We start from the raw sequence: 25,887 nt of genomic DNA, 5'->3' as shown, positions 1-25,887 counted from the left end.
GGGTGGCTCTCGAGCCGCCCGGGTGCTGTCGTTTCGGGGCACGGCGTCCGTCGCGGCTCAGCCCGGCGCCGCTCCGGTGTCGCACGGTGCCTCGTCACCTGGAGGTCCGGCGCAGGGCAGCTCCACGGTGAAGGTGGTGCCGACGTCGACGGTGCTCTCCACGTGGATGCTCCCTCCGAGCGCCTTGAGGATTTCACGCACCAGGTGCAGCCCCAGCCCGAGGCCGCCGTACGCGCGCACGGACACCGCGCGCTCGAAGCGGTCGAAGATGTGAGGCAGCCGGTCCGGGGCGATGCCGATGCCGTAATCCCTCACGCACAGCCACGCCGTGCCGTGCTCCCGTCCCGCCTCCACGACGATGGGCTTGCCCGCCCCGAACTTGATGGCGTTGGACAACAGGTTGAGCAGCACCTGCCCCAGCCGCGTCGCATCCCACCGCCCGCGAATGGGGCCCTCGACGCGCACCTTCAGCTCGCAGCCCGCCCGGGCCAGCGGCTCGCGCAGCCGCGCCGCCACGCGCTGGATGACGTCCCCCAGGTCCACCTGCTCCAGGTTCAAATCCAGGCGGCCCGCGTGCAGGCGCGACACGTCCAGCAGCTCCTCGATGAGCGTGGCCAGCCGGAGCGACTGTCCATCCACCGTGCGCAGCGCGCGCAGCGCGGTGTCCGGCAGGGCCTCGGGCGCGTGGCGCAGCAGCGACTGCACCATGAGGCGCAGCGAGGTGAGGGGCGTGTTGAGCTCGTGCGAGGCGACGCTGAGGAACTCGTCGCGCAGCCGGATGGCGTCCTGGGACGCGCGGTACAGGCGCGCGTTGTCGATGCAGACGGCCACGCGCCGGGCCAGCTCCTGCCCCAGGTCCAGGTCCGCCTCGCCGTAGCGGCGGCCGGGCGTGCCGCAGCCGAGCGTCATCACCCCCAGCGTCTTGCCCCGCGCGTTGAGCGGCACGTGCATGGCCGTCCGCGTGCCCAGCTCGAAGACGCGCTGCACGTACTCCGGCCCCTGTCCCGACTCCGCCAGGATGTCCGGGGTGACTTCGGGGAACAGGATGGGGCGGCCCGTCCGAAGGGAGCGGATGAGGGCGGGCGGCGAGTTCCAGTCGGGAGGGTACTGCGCCAGCGTCGCGTGCAGGCGGGCCTCCTTCTGTGGGTCCGCATGCGCGGCGGCCACCACGCGCAGGCGCTCGCCGTTCTCGACGACGACGAAGAGACACCAGTCCGCCAGGAAGGGGACGACCATGCGCGTGGCCTTCGACAGCGTCAGCTCCAAATCCAGCGACTCGGCCAGCGCCAGCCCGGACTCCGCGAGGAAGCGCACCGTGGCCTCCGCCTTGCGGCGCTCCCGCACCTCCACGTTGAGCCGCTCGAAGAGCTGGCTGTTCTCGATGGAGATGGCGAGCTGCGAGGACAGGGCCCGCAGCACGCCCACTCGCTCCGGCGGGAAGGCGTGCGTGGCCAAATCGTTCTCCAGGTAGAGCACGCCCACCGTCCGCGCCTGCCGTTGGATGGGCACGGCCAGGGCGGACTTCACCTCGCGCTGGACGATGCTCGGGTCCGCGACGAAGCGGCCCTGGTGCGCCGCGTCTCCCAGCACAATCGTCTCGCGCGTCAGCGCCGCGTGCAGCACCACCGAGGCGGGGACGGTGCTCGCGGAGGCCAGCGGCATGCGCTCCAGGCTGACGGGCTCCGAGACGACGCCCAGCGCGCGCACCACGAGGACGCCCGTCTCCTCCAGCACCAGCGCGCCCCTCGTGGCGCCCGCGGCCTCCAGGCACACCGCCATCAGCTTCTCCAGGAGCCGGTCCAACACCACCTCGCCCATCAGCGTCGCGGACGCCTTGAGCAGGCTGCGCAAGTCCAGCGACGCGCCCGGCACCACCGCGTTGCCCTGCGGAGCGGCGGGCTCGCTCCAGGCCCTGCCGCCCAGGGACTTCAGGTCCGGGAACTCCTCCTCCAGCAGCGCCACCTTGGCCCACGCGCCCCAGCGCGCATACGCCTCCAGGGCGGCGCGCAGGTGGGGCGCGGCGAAGCGCTTGCGGCCCAGTGCGTGGTAGTGGCGCCCCGCCAGCTCGTTCGCCATCGCCTCGTCCTGGAGGAAGCCCTCGGCGTGGGCCCCGTCGATGGCGCAGTCGTAGTGGTCCATCGCCTCCAGGTGCCGCCCCTCCAGCCGGGCCACCTCGGCGGCCACGAGCTGGTGCTTGTGGCGGAAGTTCTCCGGGCAGCCCTCCGCCCACTCATCGAGCTGCCGCTGGTTGTCCGCGATGCGCTCCAGCGCCTCCGCGCGAGCCTCCGGGTGCGCGGTGGCGCGGGCCGCCAGCGCCAGCGAGTAGACGTAGTTGTGGTCCACCAGCCGGTAGAGGCCCTTCACCAGGGGGAGGTAGGGCGTGGCGAGCTCCGCCATCCGCAGGGCCTCGTCGATGTCCCCCAGGACGTAGCCCACCAGCAGGCGGAGCTGCGCGAAGAGGAAGACATTGATGGGGATGGCCCGGGGCGATTTCAGCCACGTCGCCTCGCTGAACTCGCCGTCGTCAAAGCGCGCCGGCTGTGAGGTGCGGCCCTGGAGGGCGCGGAGCGTCTGCCGGATGATGACGGGATTGTCGCTCACCACGGGGATGCCGCTCCGGCGGAGGAAGGCGTCACAGGCCTCGACGGAGGCCTGCACCCGGGCCAGCTCCGTCCCCAGGGCGAGCTCGGTGATGAGGGCGGTGGCGATGGCGTAGCAGGCGAACTGCAAATCCCCGCTGGCAATCCCCATGGCGACGGAGCGGCGCAAGAGCGGCAGGCTCGTGCGCAGCGGCGCCTTCCAGTGGTTGACGTTGAGCGCCAGGGCCACCAGCGCCCGGGACTCCTGGCGCGCGTCCCCGTTGCGCTGGGCCAGCGACACGCCCAGGCGGCCGAAGGCGTAGCCCGTCTCGCGGTTGCCCCGGTCCGTCAGCATCATCCCGTGGCACGAGTACACGGCGGGCGCCCAGGACGAGTTGCCGTGCTGCAGGATGAGGACGAGGGCGTGGGCGTTGATGAGCGCGCACAGCCGCGCGTCCATCATGTACGCCGGGGTGGTGATGTCCGACATCAGCCGCACGCGCGCGAGCAGCTCCGGGTCCTCCATCCGCGGCGCTTCCAGCAGCTCCTCCACGGAGCGGCCCCGCATGTTCGCCTCCACCGCGGCGAACACGGCCTTGAGTTCCGAGTCCAGGTTTCCCTCCGGCAGCGTCACGCCGAACAGCCGCAGCCCCTCGCGCCCGGCCTGGACCGCCTCCGGGTAGTTGCCGCTCATCAGGAAGGCCAGCACCTGGACGTCGTGGATTTCCGCCCGCTCCAGCCGGCTGCCGGTGTACTCCATCGCCGTGCGCGCCAGCTCTCCCGCGAGCGCGGGGTCGCTGGAGAAGTAGGCGCACTCCGCCGCCTCCCGGTGCAGTTGGAAGATTTGCTCGCGGCGCGAGTCCCACTGTGTCCGCGGCAGGAGCGCCACGCTTCGCTGGAAGTAGACGAGGGCCGTGCCGAAGGCCGAGGCCGCCTTGGCCTTGAGTCCCGCCCGCTGGTGGAGGTCCACCAGGTCGATTCCCTCCAGCGAGCCACCGGGGCGGGCCCGGCCCAGGTGCAGGTGGTCCACCGCGGCGAAGAGCCGCTCGTCGGGCAGTTCGTCCCGCCCCCCGCGCAGGAGCTGTCGCGCCGCCTCGTGGTGGAGGTGCTCGCGCTCCTCCTCGGAGAGGAGCGAGTACGCGGCCTGCCGGACGCGGTCATGGGCGAAGCGATACACGGCCTCCTGGAGCTGGGGCTCTCCCGCCGTCATGCCGTCGCCGCGCGGGGCGCGTGTCCCATCCCGCTCCGGGACGAGCAGCCCCTCGCGCAGGAGGCTCCAGAGCGCGTGGGCCACGTTGCCCTCGGTGTCCCCCATCAGCGCGGAGAGGAGCCACAGCTCCACGCGGTCTCCCAGGCACGCGGCCACCTTCAGCGCGAGCTGGGCCCGCGTGGGCAGCCGGCGGATGGTGGCAATCATCAGCGCCACCACGTTCTCCATGGCCTCCACCTGCTCCACGCGCTCCAGGTTCCACCGCCAGGTGCCGTGCTCCAGGTCGAAGGTCAGCAGGCCGGAGTGGTGCAAGAGCCGCAGGAAGCGGGTGATGAAGAGCGGATTGCCGCCCGTCTTGCGCAGCACCAGCTCCGCCAGGGGACGCGCCGTGTCCGGGCCGCAGCGGAAGGTGTCCGCGCACAGCGCCGTGACGGCGGTCAACTCCAGGGGCTGCAGCGACAGGGACTGGATGGGCAGCGCCCGCCGCTCGCGGAGGAAGTCGAGCAGCCGTGCCAGCGGGTGTTGCGCGTCCACCGCGCGCGGCCGGTACGCGCCCACGAGCAGCAGGCGCCGCGACTCCAGGGACAGCGCCAGGCTCTTGAGGAGCTGGAGCGAGCCGGGGTCCGCCCACTGCAGGTCATCCAGGAAGAGCACGAGCACGTGCCCCTCGGGCGCGAGCGCGCGGACGAAGGACTGGAAGACGAGGTGCAGGCGCGCCGCGGCCTCCACCGGCTCCTGCGGCGGAGGGACGGGCTGCGGGCCTACCAGTGACTCCAGCTCCGGCACGACGCCGTCGAGGACGCGGGTGTTGGGGCCCAGCGCCTGGAGGAGCCGGTGGCGCCAGGACTCGCGCACGTCGGGGGGCTCGCTCCGCAGTTGGTGGACGAGTCCCTGGAAGGCCTCGACGAAGGCCGAGTAGGGCGCGTTGCCCTGGAGCTGGTTGAACTTGCCCTCGAGGACGAGGTCCCCGGCCGCGGCGCGGCGGCGCAGCTCCTGGATGAGCGCGGACTTGCCGATGCCCGGCTCTCCGACGAGCAGCACGCCCTCGCTGGTGCCCTGGCGCACGCGCTCCAGCGCCTCGCGCAGCCGCGTCAGCTCGCGCTCGCGGCCGTACAGGCGCTGGGGAAAGGTGAGCTGCCGGGCCAGGTCCACGCGGCCCAGCTCGAATGTGCCCATGGACCCCGAGGCCTGCCGGCGCCGCGCCTCCAGCAAATCCGCGAGGAGCGCCTCCGCGCTCTGGTAGCGCTGCTCCGGCATCTTCGCGAGCAGCTTCAGCACCAAATCGGACAGCACCTTCGGCACGTCGGGGTTGGCGAAGACGGGCGGCACGGGGGGCCGCGCCAGGTGCGCGTGCACCAGCTCCGCCGGGTCCGTGGACACGAAGGGTGGCAGCCCGGTGAGCACCTCATAGAAGGTCGCGCCCAGCGAGTAGAGGTCCGCGCGGTGGTCGATGGGCCGGTTCATCCGTCCGGTCTGCTCGGGGGCGACGTAGGGCAGGGTCACCTGGAGGTCGACCGGCATGTCATTGCTGGAGGGCAGGCCGGCCACGCGCGTGGCGAGGTCGAAGTCGATGACGGTGACGTGCCGGCTTCCCGCGCCCACCACCATGTTGGTGGGGTTGAGGTCGCGGTGGATGATGTGCTGCTGGTGGAGGCTGGCGATGATGCCGGCCAGTTGCAGGGCCAGCTCCAGGAACGCGTCCATGCTCACGGGCCGGCGCCCCAGCCACTCCTGGAGGTTCTGCGGGCCGGCATCCTCCAGGACGAGGGAGGGCATGTTCGACGCGTCCTCCTCCAACGTCACCGGGCGCGACACGCCAGGCACCTCGCCATTCAGGGAGCGCAGCAGGTGGTACTCATGGCGCAGCATGGCCATGCTGCCGGTGGCGAGCGGGCCGGCGCGGACCCGCTTGATGACCAGGGGCTCGCCGTCCTGCTTGAAGCCCCGCAGCACCACGTAGCGGCGCCCCCGGTAGATTTCGCGCAGTCCCTCTTCAGCGAACATCTGGAGCATCTGTGAGCCTTCACCCCCGTCCCCTCTCCTAATGGAGGATTTGGATGGAGGGGCCTCTGAGCACACCCGGCGGTCGCCCGCCGTGCGGCCGCGGAGGCGGGCGGCGCGCCATCCGCTTGACGCCTGTCTGTTTGGTAAGTTATTGCTTACGGTAAGTCATGACTAACGCAACGGACGGCTTCGCGGCGCTGGCGGACCCCACGCGCCGGGACATCTTCGAGCGGTTGGCGAAGCGCCCCCTGTCGGTGGGGGAGCTGGCGGAGCGGCTTCCGGTGTCGCGGCCCGCGGTGTCGCAGCACCTCAAGGTGCTGAAGGACGCGGGCCTGGTGGTGGACCACGCGGAGGGCACGCGGCGCGTCTACCGGGTGGACCCGCGCGGGGTGGAAGCCATGCGCGGGTACCTCGACAGGTTCTGGGACAGGGCACTGGCCGCCTTCAAGGAGGCGGTGGAAGAGGAGAAGGACTCGTGAGCGGAAAGCGCGTGGAGCCGGTTCGCAAGCAAATCGTCGTCGAGGCGCCCCAGGAGCGGGCGTTCCGGGTGTTCACCGAGAACATCGACCGGTGGTGGCCGAGGGAACACCACATCGGCAAGGCGGCGATGAAGAACGCGGTGCTGGAGCCGCGCGAGAATGGCCGCTGGTACGAGGTGGGCGAGGACGGCTCGCAGTGCGACTGGGGCAAGGTGCTGGCCTGGGAGCCGCCCCGGCGCGTGGTGCTCGCGTGGCAGATTTCCGCGCAGTGGCAGTATGACGCGGCCCTCGTCACCGAGGTGGAGGTGACCTTCACGCCCGAGGGCCCGCGCCGCACGCGGGTGGAATTGGAGCACCGGAACATGGAGCGCTTCGGCGAGGGCGCGCAGGCGGTGCGCGACTCGGTGGACAACCCGAAGGGTGGCTGGCTGCTGCTCCTGCAGCTCTTCGCGAAGGCCGCGGAGGGCTGAACGCGGCGCTACCCCACGCGCCGCAGCCCGGCCAGGTCCTCGGGCCGCAGGGCCCAGCGCGGCGGCGGTGGCGGCGTGGAGAGGGTACCGGCCTGCACCGCCGGGAAGCCCTCCACCCGCGTGCCGTCGGGGAAGCTGGCCATGGGGCTCACCAGGCTGCCCGCGGTGACGATGCAGCCGCGCCCCAGCCGGCTGCCGTCACAGAGGATGGCGCCCGGTTCCACCACCGTGCCCGAGCCCACATGGCAGCCGTGCACCGTGCAGCCCGGGCCAATGACGACGCCGTCCTCCACCACCAGGCTGCTACCCTGTGGCAGGTGCAACACGGTGTTGGCCAGAATCTGCACGCCCGAGCCGATGCGCACCGGCCCGTCGGCGTCGCCGATAATCTTCACCCCGGGGCCGATGATGCAGCCGGCGCCGATGACGACGTCGCCGGACACCTCGGCGGTGGAGAAGAGGGTGGCCGTCGGGTGGACCAGCGGGTGCTTGTCCCGAAACGTATAGAGCTGTCCCATGGGAGCGTCCTCGGCGCGGTCTCTGGCGGAAAAGGCGGTGAGGGGTTGGCCGGGCAGTGCGAGGCCGCCGCCGCGGAGCGTCCGCAGTTGCTCCAAATCCTCGGCGGTGGCACGGCGGAGGACGTGGCCGGGGCGGCCCTCCACCACGGACTCGTCCGGTACCACCATGCCCGAGGGAATGACGGTGCCCTCGGCCACGAGGCAGCGCGCGCCCAGGCGGGCGAAGGGCATGAGGATGGCGCCGCTGCCCACCTCGCTCAGGGCCCCCACCTCCGCGCCCAGCACGACGGCGCGGTGGCCAATCACCGCGCGCTCGCCCACGGTGACGGGGTGCTCGGCGGTGCCGGTGACGGTGGCGTTCTCCAGCACGGCCGCACCGGCGCCGAGCCGCACCGCGCCTGCCTGGGAGTGGACCACCGCGCCCTGGGCGATGATGGCGCCCGGGCCCAGGTGAAGCGTCCCGAGCACGCGGGCGCTGCTGGCGATACTGAAATGCGCGGCCCCCCCGGTGGGCACCCCGTGCGGACTCACCGGTGGCAAGCTCGTTCCCATGGTGCGGGCACCCTACACCCGGGCTCCTGACTTAAAGACGGCCCCGCGGCGCAGGGTGGGTGTCCGGCGTCCGACGCTGTCTCGGACTCAACCGTTCCCCCGCACAGGGCCGCTGTCGGATGGCCACGGCATTTCCTTCCGACCCCTCGTGGTTTCCCCCTAGTCAGGGGGCGACCGGGGTGGCGCCCGTCCGGTTCTGGGGGCGCACGGCGTCCATGCCGGCCCCGCTTTCATTCGCACGTGCCGGGTCAGGCCCCGGTGTCGGTTCCGTCCCTGGACGCGGCCGCACCTTCCTGACACAAGGGCGGCACGGAGGCAGGTCATGTCGGAATCATCTCCCGCTGGCGCGCAAAGCGCGCCGGGGGTCGAGGCGGCTCGTCCGCCCGAAGGCGCGGTCCCCGGTCTCTGGTCGTCCCTGAAGGAGGCCGTGCACGGGACACGGCAGGACCTCACCCGGCTTCCCATCCGGCGGGCCATCTTCCTCCTCTCCGTGCCCATGGTGCTGGAGATGGTGATGGAGTCCGTCTTCGCCGTGGTGGACGTCTTCTTCGTCGGCCGCCTGGGTGCGGACGCGGTGGCGACGGTGGGGCTGACGGAGTCGCTGCTCACCATCATCTACGCCGCGGCCATGGGGCTCTCCATCGGCGCCACCGCGCTGGTGTCCCGGCGCATCGGCGAGGGAGATTCGGAGCGCGCCGCGCGCACCGCCGTGCAGGCCATCGGCCTGGGGCTGGCGCTGGCGATTCCGGTGTCGGTGGCGGGCGTCGTCTTCGCGCGGCCGCTGATGGCGCTCATGGGCGGCTCGCCGTGGGTGCTGGAGCATGGCGTGCGCTACACGCAGGTGATGCTGGGCGGCATGGGCAGCGTGCTCCTGCTCTTCCTCATCAACGCCATCTTCCGGGGCGCTGGCGACGCGGCCATCTCCATGCGGGTGCTGTGGCTGGCCAACGCCATCAACATCCTCCTCGCGCCGCTGCTCATCTTCGGCGTGGGGCCCTTCCCGAAGATGGGCGTGGTGGGCGCGGCGGTGGCCACGACGTTCGGCCGCAGCTGTGGCGTGGCGTACCAGCTCTACCGGCTGGCGCGCGGAGACGGACGGCTGCGGGTGCGCCGCGAGCACGTGGGGCTGGAGCCGGGTACCATGCTGGCCATGCTGAGGCTGTCCGGGGCGGGCACGGCGCAGGCGCTGGTGAACACCACGAGCTGGGTGGTGCTGGCGCGCATCGTCGCCTCGTTTGGCAGCGCGGCGGTGGCGGGCTACACCATCGCCATGCGCATCGTCCTCTTCGCGCTGCTGCCGTCCTGGGGCCTGGCCAACGCGGCCACCACGCTGGTGGGGCAGAGCCTGGGCGCGCGCAAGCCGGAGCGCGGTGAGCAGGCGGTGTGGACGGCGGCGCGCACCAACGCCGTCTTCCTGGGCACGGTGGGGCTGGCGTTCGTCCTCTTCGCCGAGCCGCTGGTGGCGGCCTTCTCCCGAGAGCCGGAGGTCGTCTCCCACGCGGCCCACGCGCTGCGGCTCGTCAGCAGCGGCTTCCTCTTCTACGCGTTCGGCATGGTGGTGTCGCAGGCCTTCAACGGCGCGGGAGACACCACCACGCCCACCATCCTCAACATCTGTTGCTTCTGGCTGCTGGAGGTGCCCCTGGCCTGGGGGCTCTCCGGGCCGGTGGGGATGGGGCCGTCGGGCGTCTTCCTGTCCGTCGCCGTCGCCTTCTCCGTGCTGGCGGTGGCGGCCGTCATCCTCTTCCGGCGCGGCACCTGGAAGCACCGCGAGGTGTAACCCCATGTCCTTCCGGCACCTCCTGAGCGTCCTTGCCTGCGGGCTCGTCCTGGCCGCATGCAACCCCACCGGGGAGGTGCCGGGCGACGCCGAGGCGTGCGCCGGCTTCACGTGCACCGCGGGCGAGTGCTTCTCCAGCGGCGGCCAGCCCCTGTGCCGCTGCGGCCCGTGGGAGACGAGCGCCGGGGTGCCGTGCGCCGTGGGCGCCTACGAGACGCCGGATGACTTCGGCGGCTCGCCGGAGAGCGCCGGTGTGTTGACGCTCCCCATGCCCGTGCTCACCGCCGGGCTCCAGGATGGGCTGCGCCCGGAGCTGCGGGACAGGGACCTCTTCGCCTTCACCGGCGTGCCGGGCCACGTGTACGCCTTCTCCTGCGGGCTGTTGACGCTGAGGCAGTGCACGCTGCGCCGGCTGGATGCCTCGGGCCACGTGGCGGAGCTCGCCACCAACATGCGGATGACCGAGCGCGAGCGGACCGCGTACGGCGTGTTCAAGGTGGAGACGGCGGGCCCCTGGTACATCGAGGTGAGCAGCGACGAATTCGTGGGGACGTATACGTACCAGCTGGAGGACCTGGGCCCGGACGACCACGGTGACAGCGTCAACGAGGCCACGCCGCTCGAAGCGTACCGCGAGCCCATCTCCTTCCCGGTGACGCACAGCACCCCGTCGGACTCGGACTTCTTCGTCTTTCGCGCCGTCCAGGGCCATGGCTACCGCTTCAGTTGCTCGAGCACGGCCGCCTTCTACAAGGACTTGCGGATGATGCCCGCGCGTGGGCAGGCGGTGGATTTGCTCTCGCAGCCCTCGCTGGGGCGGGCCATCGTGGTGGCCAGGGCGTCGGAGACGTCGGACTGGTATGTGGCGGTTGGCGCCTCGTCCGGCCCCTTCCCCATCACCTCCTCCTGCCGGCTGGAGGACCTGGGCGTCGACGACCACGCGGACTGGCTGAGCGGCGCCACGCCGGTGGAGCCCGATGCCCCGGTGTCCGTCACCTTCCAGTCCCAGTCCGACACGGACCTGCTCGCCTTCACCTCGGAGCCCGGCCACATCTACCGGCTCCACGCGGACGGGACGGGCCTGGAGGAGTTCGAGGTGCGGGTGACGGATGCCACGGGACACATGCTCACCGTGGGCAGCTCCCGCGGATTGACTTTCGAGCCGACGGAGCCGGGACGCTACGTCGTCGCGCTGATGCGCGGCTCCATCTGGATGCCCACCTTCCTCTTCACGGTGGAGGACCTGGGGGTGGACGACCATGGCGACACGGCCGCCACCGCCACCGTCGTGTCGGGAGATAGCGTCTCCGGCCGCTTCGAGACGCCGACGGACACGGACGCCCTCGCCTTCCTCGCGCTGGACGAGCACATCTACCTCGCGGAGTGCGAGCCCGCGTGCGACGTGGCCCGGGACTGGGCGGGCCCTTCTCCGGCGGGCTTCACCCGGCTCGGGCCCGGGCGGTACCTCGTGCACGTGCGGTTGACGGGGCCCCTCGTCCTCCTGCTCCGCTCCCAGTCCAACTCCCAGGGCTTCACCCTGCGGCTGACGGACGTGGCCACGGACGACCATGGCGACGACGCCCTCGATGCCGAGCCGTTGACGCTGCCGGCCACCGTGTCCGGAATCCTCCATACCGCGGTGGACGAAGACGTCTTCACCGTGCCGTTGGTTGCCTTCCACAAGTACCGGCTGACCGCGAACGGGATGCCGTTCCAGTTGGCGGTGACGGACTCCGGCGGCGTGCCGGTGTTCTTCCAGAATGGCGCTTTTGTCGCGGCCCGCTCCGGTACGTACCTCGTCCGTGTCTTCGGGGCCGCGGGCCTGACGCAGCTCCCCTGGGGCTTCACGCTCAGCGAGGAGTGAGCAGCGCCCATCATTCCGCGAGGCCAGTGCCATCCGGCGAACGGGAGCCGTGTGCGGTGGGGAACAGGGGAGACCGCGGTGCGTTGGCGGGGCGCGGAGCCATTCATAGCTCCTGTGCGCGCCGTCAACCCGAGGTCCGCGCGTGCTTCACTCATCGCTTCGAGGGGGAGCCGCTCCCCTGGTCATCACCGTCCTGGCGGCCCTGGCCGGCTGTGGCCCCACCTTCGAGACGGAGGTGGATGACGAGGTCGCCTGCGCGGGCGTGCGTTGCACTGCGGGCACCTGCTTCTCCAACGGGGGGCAGCCCATGTGCCGCTGTGGGGAATGGGAGCAGTCCGCGGGGCTGCTGTGCCAGGTCGCCGCCTTCGTGACGACGGATGACCACGGTGGCTCGCCCGAGGAAGCCACGCCAATCTCCGCGACGAGCGGCCCGGGCGAGGCCCGCATCAGCGCGAGCACGCGCGGCCAGTTGGACCGGGACCTCTTCTCCTTCCAGGCCAAGGCGGGCCACACCTACTTCTTCTTGTGCGAGCCGCTGTCGCTGTCCCGCTGCCTGCCGCGCCTGTTGGACGGTAGGGGCCGGCAGGCGGGGAGCTTCCCGCTCGACTCGCGGCGCACGGCGTGGATTCTGACGGCGCTGGAGGAGGGCACCTGGTACGTCGAGGTGTCCGGCGACGGCGGCGCGGCGGGCACGTACACGTACCAGCTCGTGGACATGGGGCTGGATGACTTCGGCAACTGGCCGGAGGTGGCTTCCGGGCGGGAGCCGTCCGACGTGCCCTTCAAGGTGACGAGCACCTTCCTGGGAGACGATGACGTGGTCCGCCTGGACGCGGTGGCGGGCCATGCGTACCGCTTCGGCTGCGAGCTGCCCTCGCTGGACTCGGGCGTGGCGCTGCGGCTGCTGGACTCCTCGGACCGGGTGGTGGACTCCGTGGATGGGCTCGGGGTGCGCAACAAGCCGCGGCTGGAGCTGAAGGCCGTGAAGTCCGGGCCGTGGTTCGTGGAGGTGAGCCCGACGTACGGCCAGCCGCCGTTGACCTTCGATTGCAAGCTGACGGACCTGGGGCTGGATGACCATGGAGACACGGCGGTCGCCGCCACGCCGATGACGTTGGACGTGCCCGTCTCCGTGCGCATGCACTCGAGCAAGGACGTGGACATGCTCGCCTTCAAGGTCGACGCGGAGCACCACCATGCCCTGCGGCAGCAGCCCGCGGTGCCGGTAAGCATCCAGCTTTTCGACAGCGAGGGGCGGCAGTTGGGGGCGATTGCTCCCAACGGGTACCTGCCCGCCTCCGTGAGCGGGGTGGGCACGTACCACCTCAAGGTGATGCCCGCGGGGGGGAGCGTGTCGGACGAGCCCTTCGAGCTCACGCTGATGGACGTGGGCGCGGATGACCACCCCACGTACACCCCGGAGGCCACGCCTTCGCCGCTGGGCGTGCCGATTTCCGTGCGAGCCCAGTACACCTCCGACTTCGACACGCTCGTCTTCGATGTCGATGCGGACGGCGTCTACGCGGTGTCGTGCGAGCCCGAGTGCACGATGCTCATCTACGCCCATGGCGCGCGGAACAGCTCGGTCCCCGAGCGCGTGCGCACCAAGAACGTCAACGTGAATGGTATCGCGGCCCTCTCCCTCACCGTGTTGCCGACGGTGTTCCTGGAGGCCCACACGGTGACGGTGGAGAAGGTGGGCACGGATGACTTCCCGGGGCTCCAGAACCTCGCCGAGCCGCTGGCGCTGCCGGCATCGGGGAGCTTCGAGGCGGAGAATGACATGGATGTCTTCGCCATCACGCTGGAGGCGGGCCGGACGTACCGGGTCGATGCCTCGCCTTCCTCGCTCGTGGCCTTCACGTCGCCCAATGGGGGATTCGAACAGCTCCCGGCGGGGGGCTATTACACGCCCTGGTATTCGGGCACGTATCGGGTGACGCTCTGGCTTCAGGATGGAGGCTTCCCGGGGCCCTGGAGTCTGTCCGTGACGCCGCAGTGAGGCGGCTTGACTCGGGTGGGGCGGACGGAGGGCAATGCGTCCCATGCGACGCTTGCTCCTGTTCGCCTCCCTGATGTTCTCCGCCATGGCCTCCGCGGCGGAGGCTTCGTCCGCCGCTCCAGCTGCGGGGGCTTCGAAATCGTATGTCCTCAAGGCCGCGCGCCTGTTCGACGCGAAGGCGGGGCGGCTCGTCACGCCCGGCGTGGTGGTGGTGCAGGACGGGAAGGTGACGGCGGTGGGGCCGGGGGCGAGTACTCCGGCCGGCGCGCAGGTGCTGGAGTTGGGCGACGCCACGCTGCTGCCGGGCTTCATGGACGCGCACACGCACCTGACGGGCGAGGCCGGCGCGGACTGGCGTCAGGACGTCGTCGACGACTTCCAGCGCACCATTCCCGAGCAGACGCTGGAGTCCTTGCCCAAGGCTCGCAGGACGCTGATGGCGGGCTTCACGACGGTGCGCAACCTGGGGGCGCCGGACTTCATCGACGTCGGCCTGCGCAACTCCATCCGCCGGGGCACGGTGGTGGGGCCGCGCATCATCGCCGCGACGGTGGGGCTGGGCAGCACGGGTGGGCACTGCGATGGGGGCAACTCGTGGCGCAAGGGGCTGCTCGCGGAGGAGGCCACGCGCGGCGTGGCGGACGGCCCCGAGGCCCTGCGCGCGAAGGTGCGGGAGAACATCAAGTATGGCGCAGACCTCATCAAGGTGTGCGCGACGGGCGGGGTGCTGAGCCTGAACTCGGACGTGGACTCGCCGCAGCTCACGCAGGCGGAGTTGGATGCGATTGTCGACGAGGCGCACGCGCGCAAGCGCAAGGTGGCGGCGCACGCGCACGGAGCGGAAGGGGCGAAGCGGGCCATCCGCGCGGGCGTGGACTCGATTGAGCACGGCTCGATGCTGGATGACGAGGCGCTGGATTTGATGAAGAAGAAGGGCACCTGGTACGTGCCCACGGCCATGGCCTTCCAGGGCGTGCGGGAGCTGGCGGACAAGGGGCTGTTGCCAGAGGAGAACATCCGCAAGGTGCGCGCGGTGGACGAGGCGCGGAAGCAGGCCCTGCGCAAGGCGATTGCGAAGGGCGTGCGCATCGCCTTCGGCACGGACGCGGGCGTCTTCGCGCACGGGCGCAACGCGGGCGAGTTCGCGCTGATGGTGGAATCGGGCCTGCCGCCCGTGGAGGCCCTGCGCTCGGCGACGGTGAATGCGGCGGAGTTGCTGGGCGTGTCCTCGACGCTGGGCACGCTGGAGCCGGGGAAGCTGGCGGACGTGGTGGCGGTGCCGGGCAATCCGCTCCAGGACATCCGCAAGACGGAGGCGGTGTTCTTCGTGATGAAGGAAGGCGTCGTCTACCGGCACGACACGGAAGCCCCGGCGACGAGCGCGGCACGCTGAGCTCGGGTTCCTCCGCTCGTCAGGGCAGGCAGATTTCGAAGCCGGTGCGCCCGGGAGGGAAGGTGTCCCGAGGGCGCGAGGCCGGAGTGACGGCGTAGAGGTGGAAGTCGAGCCGGCGCTGGAGGAAGCCCTTCAGCGCCGGGGCCAGCGCGTCGTCTTCGCCCAGGTAGAGGGTGAAGAAGTGGAAGCCCTGGCCGTGGAAGTCCGCGTACACGTGCTCCAGCAGGGCGCGGAAGATGGCGGGGTCCTCTCCGAGCACGCTCGTGTTGCAGAGGTAGAAGTAGCGGAAGTCGCTGCCCGGCGCGGGCAGGCGCGGTGCGCGCACCACGGATGCCATTGCGTTCCACGCGAGCCGCACCCACCGCATGCTGCCCCGGTACGCGTGGACGCGGTAGCGCTTCACGGCCTCGGGGTTCCACGCGGAGGTGCAGCCCACCAGCCGGCCGCTTCTGTCGAATGCGAGGTACGTGTCCTCGATGCGCAGCCCTGGCCAGCGGGCGAAGCGGTGCTCCAGTTCGTCCGTGTCGAAGCGGTAGCCGAAGGGACGCGCGCGGTGGTCCGCGTCGAGCAGCGCGGCCATGGCGGGCACGTCGTCCTTCGTGGCGCGGCGTACCGTGAAGGCACCGGGGTGCGGCCGGCGGCGCAGGAGGAACTGGATGGAGACGGCGGAGAAGCGGCGCAGCAGGGCGTAGTGGGGCTGCGCCTCGCGGCCGGGCTTCCTGCGCACCAGGGACTGGAGCGCGGTGGCGTTGGAGGCCATGACGGCGGTGAGGAAGGTGTCCACGCCCAGGCGCTCGGCGGTTTCCTCGAGCACGGGGCCGAAGAAGCGTGCAAGTCCGCGAACCCGCCGTGCGGAGAAGCGGGTGCGCAGGTCTCCGAGGTAGCCCACGCGGCACGGGCGTCCTTCGAGCCATCCGTCGCGCACGTGGATGGCGCCCATGCCGTCGAGCGCGGGGCCCTCTCCGTGGACCCAGACCTCCGCGTCTCCGCGCTGCATGTCGAAGAGGGCGAAGTAGTCCGGAGCGCGCTGGGTGGAGAGCACCAGCTCGCCCTGCATCGGCACCGCGCCGAACAGGTCGAGCAGCGCGGCATTGTCGTCACGGGTGGCGCGTCGGAGGAGGCTCATACAGCGGGGCAGAGCCTACGTGAGAAGCCCGGCGCGGGCCGAATGAGCAATGCATGAGGACGCCCACCTGACTGGCGGAGTGCCCGCGCGAGACAGCCGGTGCGTGCCGCGCGTTGGCGCGGAGCCCGAGGCCATGCTCACATCCACCCGTTCGCCCGAGGGGCACGGAAGGAAGGGCCATGCGGGAGCTGCTGCTGCGCCTCAACCGTCGCTTCGCCGGCAGGCTCGCCACCACGGTGGCCGTCCTCCTGGGCACCTTCCAGTGTTACTGGTGGCTCAACGCGCACCTGCCTCCGCGCTTCGACTTGTCGCTGCCGGTGGACGCGGCCATCCCGTTCCTCCCGTGGACGAATGTCGTCTACACGTCCTTCTTCGTCTTCCCGCTCGTGGCGGCATGGGCGCTGGATGCGGAGGAGTACGTGCGCATGCTGGGCGCGGTGCTGGCCGTGAATGCGCTGTGCTACCTGGGCTTCTTCCTCGTCACGTCGCACTTCCCGCGCCCACCGGTGGAGTCGATTGCGTCTCCGTACTGGCGCGAGCAGTTCCGGGTGATGTGGTCGCGGGATTTGCCGGGCAACACCTTCCCGAGCCTCCACGTCGCCGTCACCGTGCTCGGAGCGCTGCGGCTGCGGCACCGGAGAGCGGGGGCACTGTGGCTCGTGTGGGCCGCGCTCATCTCCGTGTCCACGCTCACCGTGAAGCAGCACTTCGTGGTGGATGTGCTTGGCGGAGTGGCGGTGGCGCTCGTGGCCCATGCGGTGTTCTTCCGGCGGCAGCGCGTGTCGGAGCAGGAGCGCGCGCCCGTGGACATTCCCGCGCCGCCAGGAAAGCTCAATGTGATGCTGGCGCTCGGCATCATCTCCGGGGGCGTGGCGTTGCAGTGGCTCGCCTCGCGTGCGGACACGTGGCCCACGGTGTTGGGCGCGGGCGTGGTCTTCTCCTTCCTCTTCCTGCCGCTGTACTCACTGCTGCACGAGGCGGAGCACCGCGTCTTCCACGCGCACCCGTGGGTCAACGAGGGCTTTGGCGTGCTGCTCGCGGCGTTCTTCCCCGGGCCCTTCTCGTTCCTGCGCGCGTGTCACCTCGGGCACCACCGCCGCAACCGCAGCGACGCGGAGCTGTTCGACCTGTACTACCCGGGCGATGACGTGCGGCGGAAGCGCATCACCTTCTACGCGCTCTACCTGGGAGGCTTCTGGCTGCTGGTGCCGCTCGCGATGGCGGTGGTGCTGGTGGCCCCTGGAGCCTTGCGCGGAAGGCTGGTGAAGGACCCGTCCGCCGTGGCCATGGTGGAGGGCATCCCCGAGTCCTTCATGCGCCGCATCCGGCTGGAATGCGCCGCCGTGGTGCTGCTGCACGTGGCACTGGTGCTCGCGCTGGACTTGTCTCCGGCGAGGTACCTGCTGCTGTACGCGCTCTACGGGCTCAACTGGTCGGCGCAGCAGTACGTCACGCATGCGCACAGTCCCCGGCATGTGTTGGATGGGGCGCACAACCTGCGAGCGCATCCGCTCTACGAGTCGCTGCTGCTGCACTTCAACTGGCACCTGGCGCACCACCAGCACCCGCGCGTGCCGTGGTTGTACCTGCCTCGACACGATGACCCGACCCGTGAGCGGCCGGGCTATCTCACGGCCTTCCTGCGCTTCTGGCGAGGTCCCCGGCTCGTGGCTCCGGAGCCGGCGATGGATGGCGTACGGTCCCCTCCGGCGAGTGGGTGAGAGTCCCGCTCGTGTCCGGCGAAATCCTCCACGTGGACGGCGGCGCTCACGCGGGGAAGTGGTAGCGCGGCACTGCCTCACTGGACTGACGAATCACGGAGGTTCACGGCGCAGAGCCAGCGCCTCGTGTCTGGGTAATACGCGCAGGCCTCATGCGGGCCGCAGGCCCCGGCGTCCTTCGAGTCACATGGACGCCGGCACTGCCGCTGCTCACAGACGGTTCCTTCCGGGCAGGGGGGGTGGTCCGCACCGCATCGCCGGGTGCACTCCATCTCCACCTCGCCCGGATGGCCGGGCAGATAGCTCACGCTGCACGAAGTCCCTTCGGGACAGGCCTGTCGCTGGCAGTTCTCTCCCCGGATGCGAGCACAGACCGAAAAGCCCTTCTTGAAGGGGACGCATTCCTGTCCTTCAGGACAGGCGCGTCCATCACAGGTCGGCATGCAGGAAGGTCCTTCTCTACCGTTCAGGCAGAGGGTGGCTTCGGGACAGGTTCCCTGCTGCCCAAGCTCGCACGGGCGGCCGCAGTAGCCGTTGCAAAGCAGGCCCGGGCGGCAGACCGCCTCCTGTTCGAATGTGAAGTTTGAGGAGCAGGGCGCTCCTTCTTCCGCCGAGCCTATGACGACACAGGTGCGTACCCATGGGCCCTTGTTCCGGCTCCTCAGTGCCCGGCAGGTGAAGCCCTCCGCGCACTGAAGGTCTGTCTGGCACTCGCTGGCCACGCAGATCGCGCGGCCCCCGTCCAGGTCCAGGCACGCCAGCGGTGGCTCACAGTCTGTCCACCGCTTGCAGAGGCGCTCATGGGTGATGAGTGCCCGGCGTTCCTCGAGGGAGAGGACGGGGACGAATGGCCTTGTCTCCTCGACTTCGGCCTGTGAGCGGAATCGTCCGACGCCGACCGCGAGGATGAGCGGAAGCGGGAGTAACAGGAGGCCGAATACCGCCACTGCGGGCCGCCACTTCATCGGCAGCCCCACTCACAGGCCGATTCGTTCTCGTCGGACTCGTCACAATCCTTCTGCCAGCTCGTTCCGGGTGGACATTCGTGTTTGAGGGCTTCCTTCGTATCCTTGCGCGCGGCGCGGTCGATGAAGCCATCCCGCATGTGGTCAGCCGGGCAGCCCGTTCCAGCGAGAAGCAGAACCGCGGACACGACACCGTGGAGCCAGCGCATGACTCCCCCCGAGGCAGCACAGCCTGCTCAGGGTATCTCAAGGGAGTCCGGCACCCTCCGGGGCGCAACGGGACTGCTCAGCAGTCAACCTCCGTCTTCAACTCAGCGCTGTTCCGCCTTCTTGTAGCGCAGCCGCTTCAGTTCCTCGAACCGGGCCCGGTTGCGCGGAGGTGTCGTCGCCACCAGGCCTTCGAGCATGCGCTTGGAGCTTTGGTAGATCTCCTCCACGGCAACATCGAAGGCGTCGGTGTTCTGCTTCGACGGCTTGCGCGTGCCGGCAATCTTGCGGACGAACTGGAGCGCCGCCGCGCGGATGTCGTCGTCAGTCGCGGGCGGCTCGAAGTTGAACAGGGGCTTGATGTTCCGGCACATGCCCCAAGGCTAGGAGCGCTCCGGCACCACGGGCAAGGTGGCCCGGTCGGCCGTGGCGACGAGCCGCTCGTGGAGGAGGAAGAGCACCACCGCGCAGCAGGCAATCATCGGCGCGACGGCCCGCAGACCCAGGTGTTCGCTCACGAGGCCCCCGAGGCTCGGCACCACCGCGATGCCCAGCGTCGCCGCGCTCACCTGGAAGCCCACCGCGTGCGGCGCCACGTGTACGCCCACGCGCCGGGGTGTCTCGGCCATGAGCCCCGGGAAAATGGACGCGAGCGAGAACGACAGCAGCGGCAGCGCGGCGGCCCCCGCCTTCAGTCCGGGGATGGCGAACAGCCCCGCCGAGACGACCACTCCCACCGTGGCGAGCCGAATCAAGCGCACCTGCCCCAGCCGCTCCACCACGAACCCCAGCACGAGCCGCCCCACGAGCAGCCCGCCCCAGTAGGCCGCGACCCACGTTCCGGCTGCGGTCGGGGAGAGGCCACGCTCCTCGGTGAGCAGCGTGTAGCTCCACTGCCCGGCGGAGACCTCGACACCCGTGTAGCAGAAGAAGATGACGAGCTGCAGCCACACCGTGCCGCTGCGCAGCGCCGTGAGCCCGCTGACGCGCGGCGCCTCCTGCTCCGCCACCGGGCCGATGCCTCCGGGCGCGTCCAGCACCACCGGCGTCTCGGCGGGCGTCGCGTCCCAGCGCTTCCTCGAGAACGCGAAGGCGATGGCCATGGTGGCGAGCAACCCGCCGACCACCGAGTAGCCGACGCGCCACGAAGCCCCGTGGCTCAGCACGGTGGTCATGATGGCCGGCCCCGTCGTGGCACCGGCCGCGTACGCGGCATGCAGCCAGGACATGTGCTTGGGGCTGAAGTTCCGGGCCGCGTAGGTGTTGAGCGCGGCGTCGATGGCGCCGGAGCCGAAGCCCATGAAGACGGCGGCCAGCAGGATGAGCACGAAGAAGGGCGCGGCGGAAATGCCCAGCGTGCCCGCGGCGACGAGCGCGGTGCTGCCCGCCAGCAGCATGCCGATGCCCAGTCCCTGGATGAGCCTGCCGGCAAGCATGCCCGAGACGAAGTACGCCCCCGCCGCGAGGGCCACGGGCGCTCCCAGGAGCGCCTGGTGCAGTCCCAGGCTGTCGCGCAGCGACGGCCATGCGACACCGAGCAACCCGTCGGGCAGGCCGAGGCTGATGAAGGCGAGATAGGCGAGGGCCAGGATGGAGCCGGCGGCGCGGGGGGAGTTCGTGCGTTGCATGCGGTACCCGGCACCGTGGATGCCACGAGGTTCGCACGCAGCGCCAGCAGCAGTTTCCGTCGAAGCAGCGCGGCCGGGACAGGCCTGCCCGGGAGCACGCTTCCGCTGGAGCGGCACGGCCGGCGCGGGCCTGCCCGAGAGCACGCTGTCTGTCGCACCGGCACACCTGCCGCTCTTTTCGTGCCGCGACTGTGCCTTCACGAGGAGGCCCGATGCCCGCTAGAACCGAGGCACCATGGCCTCATCTCCCCAGACCTGTCTCGTCACGCGCCGCGAGGAATTGCAGCAGATTCTCCAGCTCCAGGCCGAGAACCTTCGCGACCACGTGTCCCCCGAGCGGGCCGCGCGCGAGGGCTTCCTCACGGTGGCGCACACGCTGGACACCCTGGAGCGGATGCACACGCTCGCGCCGAGCGTCATCGCGAAGGACGGCGACACGCTCGCGGGCTACGCGCTGGTGATGCCGGTGGAGGCCCGCGTCTTCGTCCCCATTCTCGAGCCCATGTTCCAGCTCTTCGAGACGCTGAGCTGGCGCGGGCGCTCGCTGAACGATTACCGCTACTACGTCATGGGCCAGATTTGTGTGGCCGAGGCGTACCGCGGCCAGGGCGTGTTCGACGCGATGTACCGCCAGCACCGGGAGAGCTACGGGACGCGCTACGACTGCACGGTGACGGAGGTGGCCACGCGGAACACGCGCTCGATGCGGGCCCACGCCCGCGCCGGCTTCGAGGTGCTGAAGACGTACCAGGACGCCACGGACGAGTGGGCCGTCGTCGCGCTGCCGCTGCACGGATAGCGGCAACTGTCAGGGAATGGGCGGGCCCGTCCCGCGTTGGAGGGGCCCGGAAGAAGCGGGGGAGCCCTCGCTGGCCCGGATGCTAGGGTCCGGCGTCGCCTTCGCCCTTCCCCAAACGACAGAGGACCCATTCATGACGCACCGCACGCTGAGCATCCCGACCCTGGCCGCGCTCGTCTTCTTCGCCGCCACGCCCGCGCTGGCGCAGAAGACCATTGCCCCCGAGAAGGCTCCCGTCAGCCCGCTGCAGATTGCGGCGAAGAAGCTGGACGACAACACCTATGTGAAGGTGACGTACAGCTCGCCTCGCATCCAGGACCCGAAGACGGGCGAGAAGCGCGTCATCTTCGGCAAGCTGGTTCCGTTTGGCGAGGTGTGGCGCCTGGGCGCGAATGCCGCCACCGAGCTGACCACCACGGCGGACCTGGAAGTCGCGGGCAAGAAGCTCCCGGCCGGCACCTACGCGTTCTTCGCCATTCCGCAGGCGGACAAGTGGACGCTCATCTTCAACAAGGACCTCGGCGAGTGGGGCGCCTACAAGTACAACAAGGACCGCGACGCCCTGCGCGTGGACGTGCCCGCGAAGAAGAGCGCCGACACCTACGAGGCCTTCACGATTGCCTTCGATGACAAGGGCACCGCGCTGAACCTCTCCTGGGAGAACACCCAGGTCTCCGTCCCCGTGAAGCCGGCGAAGAAGGGCTGAGCCCCGACGTGCGTCATCGGGAGGGGAACAGCTTCGCCTTCCAGATGCGCACGGGCAGCAACTCCCCCGCGCGTGCGTCGCGCGGGGGACCCACCACGCGCAAGAGCGTGCCGCCCACCGGGAAGCGGTACTCCGCCGAATGTCCGAGGAACAGGCGCGCGGACAGCGGCAGCAGCGTGCCCTCGCCGCCGAGCTCCATGTCTTCGGGGCGGACCACCAGCGTGCAGGGGCCGTCCGGGCCGATGACGCCGGGAGGCAGTGGGAAGTGGAGGTCTCCCTGCGCGGTGTGGAAGTCGCCGTCGCGCACGTGGCCGGTGAGGACGTTGGCCCCGCCGACGAAGCCGGCGACGAAGGGCGTCGAGGGCTCGCGGTAGAGGCGCTCGGGCGTGTCCACCTGCTCGATGACACCCAGGTTCATCACCGCGATGCGGTCGGAGAGCGCGAGCGCTTCGCCCTGGTCGTGCGTGACGAAGACCATGGTGGTGCCGAGCCTCGCGCGCAGGGCGGCGATTTCGGCGCGCAGCTCCTCGCGCAGGGCCGCGTCCAGGTTGGACAGGGGCTCGTCCAGGAGCAGCACGCGCGGACTGGCGACCAGGGCCCTGGCGAGGGCCACGCGCTGGAGCTGTCCGCCTGACAGCTCGTGCGGCCTCCGTGTGGCGAGCGCCTCCAGGCGTACCCAGCGCAGGGCCTCCTTCACTCGCGACGCGACGTCCGCCTTCGGTGTGCGGCGCAGCGTCAGCGGGTACGCGACGTTCTCCTCCACGGAGCGGTGCGGCCAGATGGCATAGCTCTGGAAGACCATGCCGAGGCCTCGGCGCTCGGGAGGGACGCGCACGCCGGGGCCGGCCACCGTCTCGCCGCCGATGCGGATGACGCCCGCGTCCGGATGCTCCAGCCCCGCGAGCATCCGCAGCGTCGTCGTCTTGCCGCAGCCGGAGGGGCCCAGCAGGGAGACCAGCTCCCCCTCTCGCACGTCCAGGCTGAGGCCTCGCACCACCGGCGTGGTGCCGTAGGACTTGAACAGGCCCTCCAACTCGAGCGCCGCCATCACCGCACCTCCACCGCGCGCCGGCCCAGCCGCGCGAGCACCGCCTGTCCCACCACCACCAGCGCGACGAAGGCACAGGCCAGCACCGCCGCGGCCGCAGGGTCCGCGTAGCTCTGGAGCTCGAACAACAACGTGCCCAGCACCTCCGAGCCCGCCGGCACCAGCAGCACGGACATGGTGATCTCCGTCGCGCATGCGAGGAACGCGAGGACGAAGGCCACCACGAGCGCCGGCCTCAACAACGGCAACGGCGCATCCATGAACGCTCGAAGCGGGCCCGCGCCGCTCACCCGCGCCGCCTCCGCCAGCGACGGGTCAATCTGTGCCAGGGCCTCCGTGCTGTTCCTCGCGCCGAGCGCCAGGTACTTCGCCGCGTACGCGATGAGCAGCAGCCACGGCGTGTGCGCCAGCGCGAGCACGAAGGCGACGCGGTCCATCAGGATGAAGCGCAAGTCCCTTGAGAAGGCGAGGAGCAACGCCAGCGCGACCACCGTGCCCGGCACCGCGTACGGCCACGCCGCGAGCGCCTCCACGCCCGCTCCGGCGCGGCGGAAGCTCCGTTGCAGCACCGCCGTCGCGAGCCCCAGCGCGCACACCAGCACTCCCGCGCCCGCCGCCAGCAGCAGGCTGCGTCCCGTGGCCCGCAGCGTGCGCGGCTCCAGCAACACTCCGGACCAGTGCGCCAGCGTCAATTCGCGCCACGCCAGCTCCGCACCGAAGCTGCGCTGCAACGACGTGAGCAGGATGGCCGCCAGCGGCAACAGCACCCACACCGCGCAGACGAGCCCCACCGCCACCGTGGCCGCTCCGCGCGCAGGGCCCAGGGGGAAGGGCCGTGACGACACGCCCTTGCCCGCGCTCAAGCGCACGCGCCCCGAGCGCCCCAGGGCCCACGTCGCCAGCAGCGCCACGGGCACGAGCAGCAGGAGCCCCGTGGCCAGCACCGACGCACGCGCCAGCCCCGCGTCCCCACCCAGCAGCACCAGCTCGTAGATGCGCGTCGTGAGCACGCGCGTGGGCGGAGACGCAGACACGCCCAGCAGGTACGGCACCCCGAAGGACGACGCCGCCATGAGGAACACCATCACCGCGCCGGACAGCAGCGATGGCAGCGCCAGCGGCAGCGTCGTCGTCAGCAGTGCTCGCACGGGAGAGGCTCCGCACACGCGCGCTGCCTCCTCCAGCGCCGGGTCCACCCGCCGGAGCGCCGCGGCTCCCGCGAGCAGCACCAGTGGCAGGCCCGATAATCCCTCGACGAAGGCGATGCCCGCCGGGCCGTAGATGTTGAACGTGCCCTCGCCCAGCAGTCGGTTGAGGTACCCCGCGCGAGGGCTCGCGAGCGACAGCCACCCCATGCCCCAGATGAACGCGGGAATGGCGGAGGGCAGGGTGAACAGCACGGTGAAGGCTCCGCGCAGCGGCAGGTCCGTGCGGAACAACAGCAGCGACAGCGGCGTGCCGAGCACCAGCGCCAGCAGCGCCGCCCCCGTGGACACCTTCAGCGTGTTCCCCAGCGCTCCACCTTCCGAGGCCAGCCACGTCAGGCCCGCGTCCCCGTGCACGCCCGCTCCGCGCAGGAGCAGCATGACGACGGGGCCCACCGCGAAGAACACGATGGGCACCAGCCACGCGCCCAGCCCGAGCCACCGTCCTGACAGCGCGCGCACGCTCATCGGGAGAACGCCCGCGTGAAGGACTCCTTGATGTCTCCGCCGCGCGTGAGGCCCCGCTCCACGAGCGCCGGAGTCCACGGCTGAGCTCTCTCCAGCAGCGCCTCCACGCCGGGCTCACCGCGCGGCCCTCCGAGCCTCGGGTCCACCGCGTGCATGTCGCCCTTCTCGACGATGAGGCGCTGGCCCTCGGGGGAGAGGAGCACGTCCAGCACGGCCTTCGCCGCGACGGGGTTGGGCGTCGTCGCGAACAGGCCCACCGGCCCGGGGATGACGACCGCGCCATCCGTGGGCCACACCACTTGAATGGGGCTGCCGCGCGCTCGGGCCGCCAGCGCGTTCTCCAGCAGCAGCACGCCCGCGTCCGCCTCGCCGCTCTCCACCTTCTGGAGCACCGCCGCGTTGCCTCCGGCGACGATGGCACCGTGCTCGCGCAGGCCAGCGAAGAAGGCATCGCCGTAGCGCGCCTGGCAGAACACCGCCCATGTGAAGGCGGTACCCGACGTCAGCGGGTCGCCGATGGCCACGCGCCCCTTCCACTTCCCGTCCGCCAATTCCGCGAAGGACGTGGGCACGGGCGTGGTGCCCTGGCGGTGCACCAGCACCATGGTGGACAGGCGGATGGCCGCGTAGCGCGCGTCCAAATCCATCAGCGAGCGCGGCACGCGCAGCACGTTGGGCGAGGCATAGCGCGCGAAGGCGCCCTCGCGCGCGAGCCGCTCGTAGAGGAACGGGTCCGACGTGGCGAGCAGGTCCGCGCGCACGGCACCGGCGGCGCGCTCGGCCTCGAGCCGGCTGGCCACCTTCTCGCTGCCGGCCTGGTACCAGTGGACCTGCACGCCGGGGAGCTTCTCCTTCAGCAGCGGGTCCAGCGCGTCCAGCACGTGCCGGTACATGGACGTGTAGACCCAGACATCGCCGGAGGGAGCCCCCTCGCGCGCGGCCACGGGACCGGACGCGGGCGCGGCGGACTCGATGCGGCACGCGGCGAGCAGGACGAGCACGGCGGCGAGGCCGGCCCTCCGGACCAGGGCAGGGAAGGGCATTGCCCCGGGATTATGCGGGACGGAGGAGGAAAGTCACCGTCACGACCGGGTGTGTCTTCGGGCAGCTCCGGCGGACACGCTCCTTGGGATGAGCAACGCTCCTTGCTTCAGCTATCTCCC

Annotated in this window: 17 protein-coding genes; 9 read left to right on the top strand and 8 right to left on the bottom strand. The window is 70.8% G+C overall.

Annotated elements, in window-relative coordinates; translation table 11 throughout:
* Positions 1-57 precede the first annotated feature (57 nt).
* Complete coding sequence (locus ACVTJA_RS50075) at positions 58-5,802, bottom strand: AAA family ATPase (RefSeq protein ID WP_465831709.1); 5,745 nt, start codon at positions 5,800-5,802, stop codon at positions 58-60.
* 158 nt (positions 5,803-5,960) lie between these two features.
* Here ACVTJA_RS50075 and ACVTJA_RS50070 point away from each other — a divergent pair, with 158 nt between their 5' ends.
* Positions 5,961-6,272: an ArsR/SmtB family transcription factor gene (locus ACVTJA_RS50070; protein ID WP_465831707.1), complete on the top strand. Its 312-nt coding sequence runs from the start codon at positions 5,961-5,963 to the stop codon at positions 6,270-6,272.
* A complete protein-coding gene (locus ACVTJA_RS50065) occupies positions 6,269-6,742 on the top strand; it encodes an SRPBCC family protein (protein WP_465831705.1) in 474 nt (157 codons plus the stop codon). The genes ACVTJA_RS50070 and ACVTJA_RS50065 overlap by 4 nt, the downstream gene beginning before the upstream one ends.
* 8 nt (positions 6,743-6,750) lie before the next feature.
* Here the strand turns inward: ACVTJA_RS50065 and ACVTJA_RS50060 are convergent, their stop codons facing one another.
* Positions 6,751-7,728 carry a gamma carbonic anhydrase family protein gene (locus tag ACVTJA_RS50060; RefSeq protein WP_465831703.1) on the bottom strand — a complete coding sequence of 326 codons (978 nt, stop codon included), beginning with the start codon at positions 7,726-7,728 and terminating at the stop codon, positions 6,751-6,753.
* A gap of 406 nt (positions 7,729-8,134) precedes the next feature.
* On the opposite strand from ACVTJA_RS50060, the gene ACVTJA_RS50055 reads away from it, so the two are divergent.
* The 4 genes from ACVTJA_RS50055 (at position 8,135) to ACVTJA_RS50040 (ending at position 14,851) form a co-directional block, all read left to right on the top strand.
* On the top strand, positions 8,135-9,592 hold the full coding sequence (locus tag ACVTJA_RS50055; protein ID WP_465831702.1) for an MATE family efflux transporter: 1,458 nt from the start codon (positions 8,135-8,137) through the stop codon (positions 9,590-9,592).
* Between the two features lie 4 nt (positions 9,593-9,596).
* Positions 9,597-11,456 carry a hypothetical protein gene (locus ACVTJA_RS50050; RefSeq protein WP_465831700.1) on the top strand — a complete coding sequence of 620 codons (1,860 nt, stop codon included), beginning with the start codon at positions 9,597-9,599 and terminating at the stop codon, positions 11,454-11,456.
* Positions 11,457-11,598: 142 nt separating this feature from the next.
* Positions 11,599-13,458: a hypothetical protein gene (locus ACVTJA_RS50045; RefSeq protein ID WP_465831698.1), complete on the top strand. Its 1,860-nt coding sequence runs from the start codon at positions 11,599-11,601 to the stop codon at positions 13,456-13,458.
* A gap of 43 nt (positions 13,459-13,501) precedes the next feature.
* Positions 13,502-14,851, top strand: coding sequence for a metal-dependent hydrolase family protein (locus ACVTJA_RS50040; protein WP_465831696.1), 1,350 nt, complete (start codon positions 13,502-13,504; stop codon positions 14,849-14,851).
* A 19-nt stretch (positions 14,852-14,870) separates the two neighbouring features.
* Here ACVTJA_RS50040 and ACVTJA_RS50035 read toward each other — a convergent pair whose 3' ends face one another.
* The gene (locus tag ACVTJA_RS50035; protein ID WP_465831694.1) at positions 14,871-15,977 is read right to left on the bottom strand and encodes a GNAT family N-acetyltransferase; all 1,107 of its coding nucleotides are present in this window, start codon (positions 15,975-15,977) and stop codon (positions 14,871-14,873) included.
* A 179-nt stretch (positions 15,978-16,156) separates the two neighbouring features.
* Here ACVTJA_RS50035 and ACVTJA_RS50030 point away from each other — a divergent pair, with 179 nt between their 5' ends.
* A complete protein-coding gene (locus tag ACVTJA_RS50030; RefSeq protein ID WP_465831692.1) occupies positions 16,157-17,698 on the top strand; it encodes a fatty acid desaturase in 1,542 nt (513 codons plus the stop codon).
* A 1,276-nt stretch (positions 17,699-18,974) separates the two neighbouring features.
* Here ACVTJA_RS50030 and ACVTJA_RS50025 read toward each other — a convergent pair.
* Together ACVTJA_RS50025 and ACVTJA_RS50020 are read right to left on the bottom strand one after the other, a co-directional pair.
* Entirely contained in the window at positions 18,975-19,244 is a 270-nt protein-coding gene (locus ACVTJA_RS50025) for a DUF2277 domain-containing protein (RefSeq protein ID WP_465831690.1), read from the bottom strand.
* A gap of 9 nt (positions 19,245-19,253) precedes the next feature.
* The gene (locus ACVTJA_RS50020; protein ID WP_465831688.1) at positions 19,254-20,498 is read right to left on the bottom strand and encodes an MFS transporter; all 1,245 of its coding nucleotides are present in this window, start codon (positions 20,496-20,498) and stop codon (positions 19,254-19,256) included.
* Between the two features lie 235 nt (positions 20,499-20,733).
* On the opposite strand from ACVTJA_RS50020, the gene ACVTJA_RS50015 reads away from it, so the two are divergent.
* The gene (locus ACVTJA_RS50015; RefSeq protein WP_465831687.1) at positions 20,734-21,297 is read left to right on the top strand and encodes a GNAT family N-acetyltransferase; all 564 of its coding nucleotides are present in this window, start codon (positions 20,734-20,736) and stop codon (positions 21,295-21,297) included.
* Positions 21,298-21,430: 133 nt separating this feature from the next.
* Positions 21,431-22,003 (top strand): DUF2911 domain-containing protein, encoded by a 573-nt coding sequence (locus ACVTJA_RS50010; protein ID WP_465831685.1) that lies wholly within the window; start codon positions 21,431-21,433, stop codon positions 22,001-22,003.
* Positions 22,004-22,016: 13 nt separating this feature from the next.
* Here the strand turns inward: ACVTJA_RS50010 and ACVTJA_RS50005 are convergent, their stop codons facing one another.
* Genes ACVTJA_RS50005 through ACVTJA_RS49995 form a run of 3 tightly spaced genes read right to left on the bottom strand, consistent with a single transcriptional unit; the run spans position 22,017 to position 25,767 of the window.
* Positions 22,017-23,051 carry an ABC transporter ATP-binding protein gene (locus tag ACVTJA_RS50005; RefSeq protein WP_465831683.1) on the bottom strand — a complete coding sequence of 345 codons (1,035 nt, stop codon included), beginning with the start codon at positions 23,049-23,051 and terminating at the stop codon, positions 22,017-22,019.
* Entirely contained in the window at positions 23,051-24,724 is a 1,674-nt protein-coding gene (locus ACVTJA_RS50000; protein ID WP_465831682.1) for an ABC transporter permease, read from the bottom strand. Before ACVTJA_RS50000 ends, ACVTJA_RS50005 begins: the two co-directional genes overlap by 1 nt.
* Positions 24,721-25,767 (bottom strand): ABC transporter substrate-binding protein, encoded by a 1,047-nt coding sequence (locus tag ACVTJA_RS49995; protein ID WP_465831681.1) that lies wholly within the window; start codon positions 25,765-25,767, stop codon positions 24,721-24,723. The genes ACVTJA_RS50000 and ACVTJA_RS49995 overlap by 4 nt, the downstream gene beginning before the upstream one ends.
* Positions 25,768-25,887: the final 120 nt, after the last annotated feature.

The organism is Pyxidicoccus sp. M6, from assembly GCF_055568925.1.
This window is presented reverse-complemented; position numbering and strand designations above follow the sequence as displayed.

Coding starts and splice junctions, on each gene's coding strand:
- ACVTJA_RS50075 (WP_465831709.1), bottom strand. CDS start 5,802: ATGCTCCAGATGTTCGCTGAAGAGGGACTGCGCGAAATCTACCGGGGG.
- ACVTJA_RS50070 (WP_465831707.1), top strand. CDS start 5,961: ATGACTAACGCAACGGACGGCTTCGCGGCGCTGGCGGACCCCACGCGC.
- ACVTJA_RS50055 (WP_465831702.1), top strand. CDS start 8,135: ATGTCGGAATCATCTCCCGCTGGCGCGCAAAGCGCGCCGGGGGTCGAG.
- ACVTJA_RS50050 (WP_465831700.1), top strand. CDS start 9,597: ATGTCCTTCCGGCACCTCCTGAGCGTCCTTGCCTGCGGGCTCGTCCTG.
- ACVTJA_RS50040 (WP_465831696.1), top strand. CDS start 13,502: ATGCGACGCTTGCTCCTGTTCGCCTCCCTGATGTTCTCCGCCATGGCC.
- ACVTJA_RS50035 (WP_465831694.1), bottom strand. CDS start 15,977: ATGAGCCTCCTCCGACGCGCCACCCGTGACGACAATGCCGCGCTGCTC.
- ACVTJA_RS50030 (WP_465831692.1), top strand. CDS start 16,157: ATGCGGGAGCTGCTGCTGCGCCTCAACCGTCGCTTCGCCGGCAGGCTC.
- ACVTJA_RS50025 (WP_465831690.1), bottom strand. CDS start 19,244: ATGTGCCGGAACATCAAGCCCCTGTTCAACTTCGAGCCGCCCGCGACT.
- ACVTJA_RS50020 (WP_465831688.1), bottom strand. CDS start 20,498: ATGCAACGCACGAACTCCCCCCGCGCCGCCGGCTCCATCCTGGCCCTC.
- ACVTJA_RS50015 (WP_465831687.1), top strand. CDS start 20,734: ATGGCCTCATCTCCCCAGACCTGTCTCGTCACGCGCCGCGAGGAATTG.
- ACVTJA_RS50010 (WP_465831685.1), top strand. CDS start 21,431: ATGACGCACCGCACGCTGAGCATCCCGACCCTGGCCGCGCTCGTCTTC.
- ACVTJA_RS50005 (WP_465831683.1), bottom strand. CDS start 23,051: ATGGCGGCGCTCGAGTTGGAGGGCCTGTTCAAGTCCTACGGCACCACG.
- ACVTJA_RS50000 (WP_465831682.1), bottom strand. CDS start 24,724: ATGAGCGTGCGCGCGCTGTCAGGACGGTGGCTCGGGCTGGGCGCGTGG.
- ACVTJA_RS49995 (WP_465831681.1), bottom strand. CDS start 25,767: ATGCCCTTCCCTGCCCTGGTCCGGAGGGCCGGCCTCGCCGCCGTGCTC.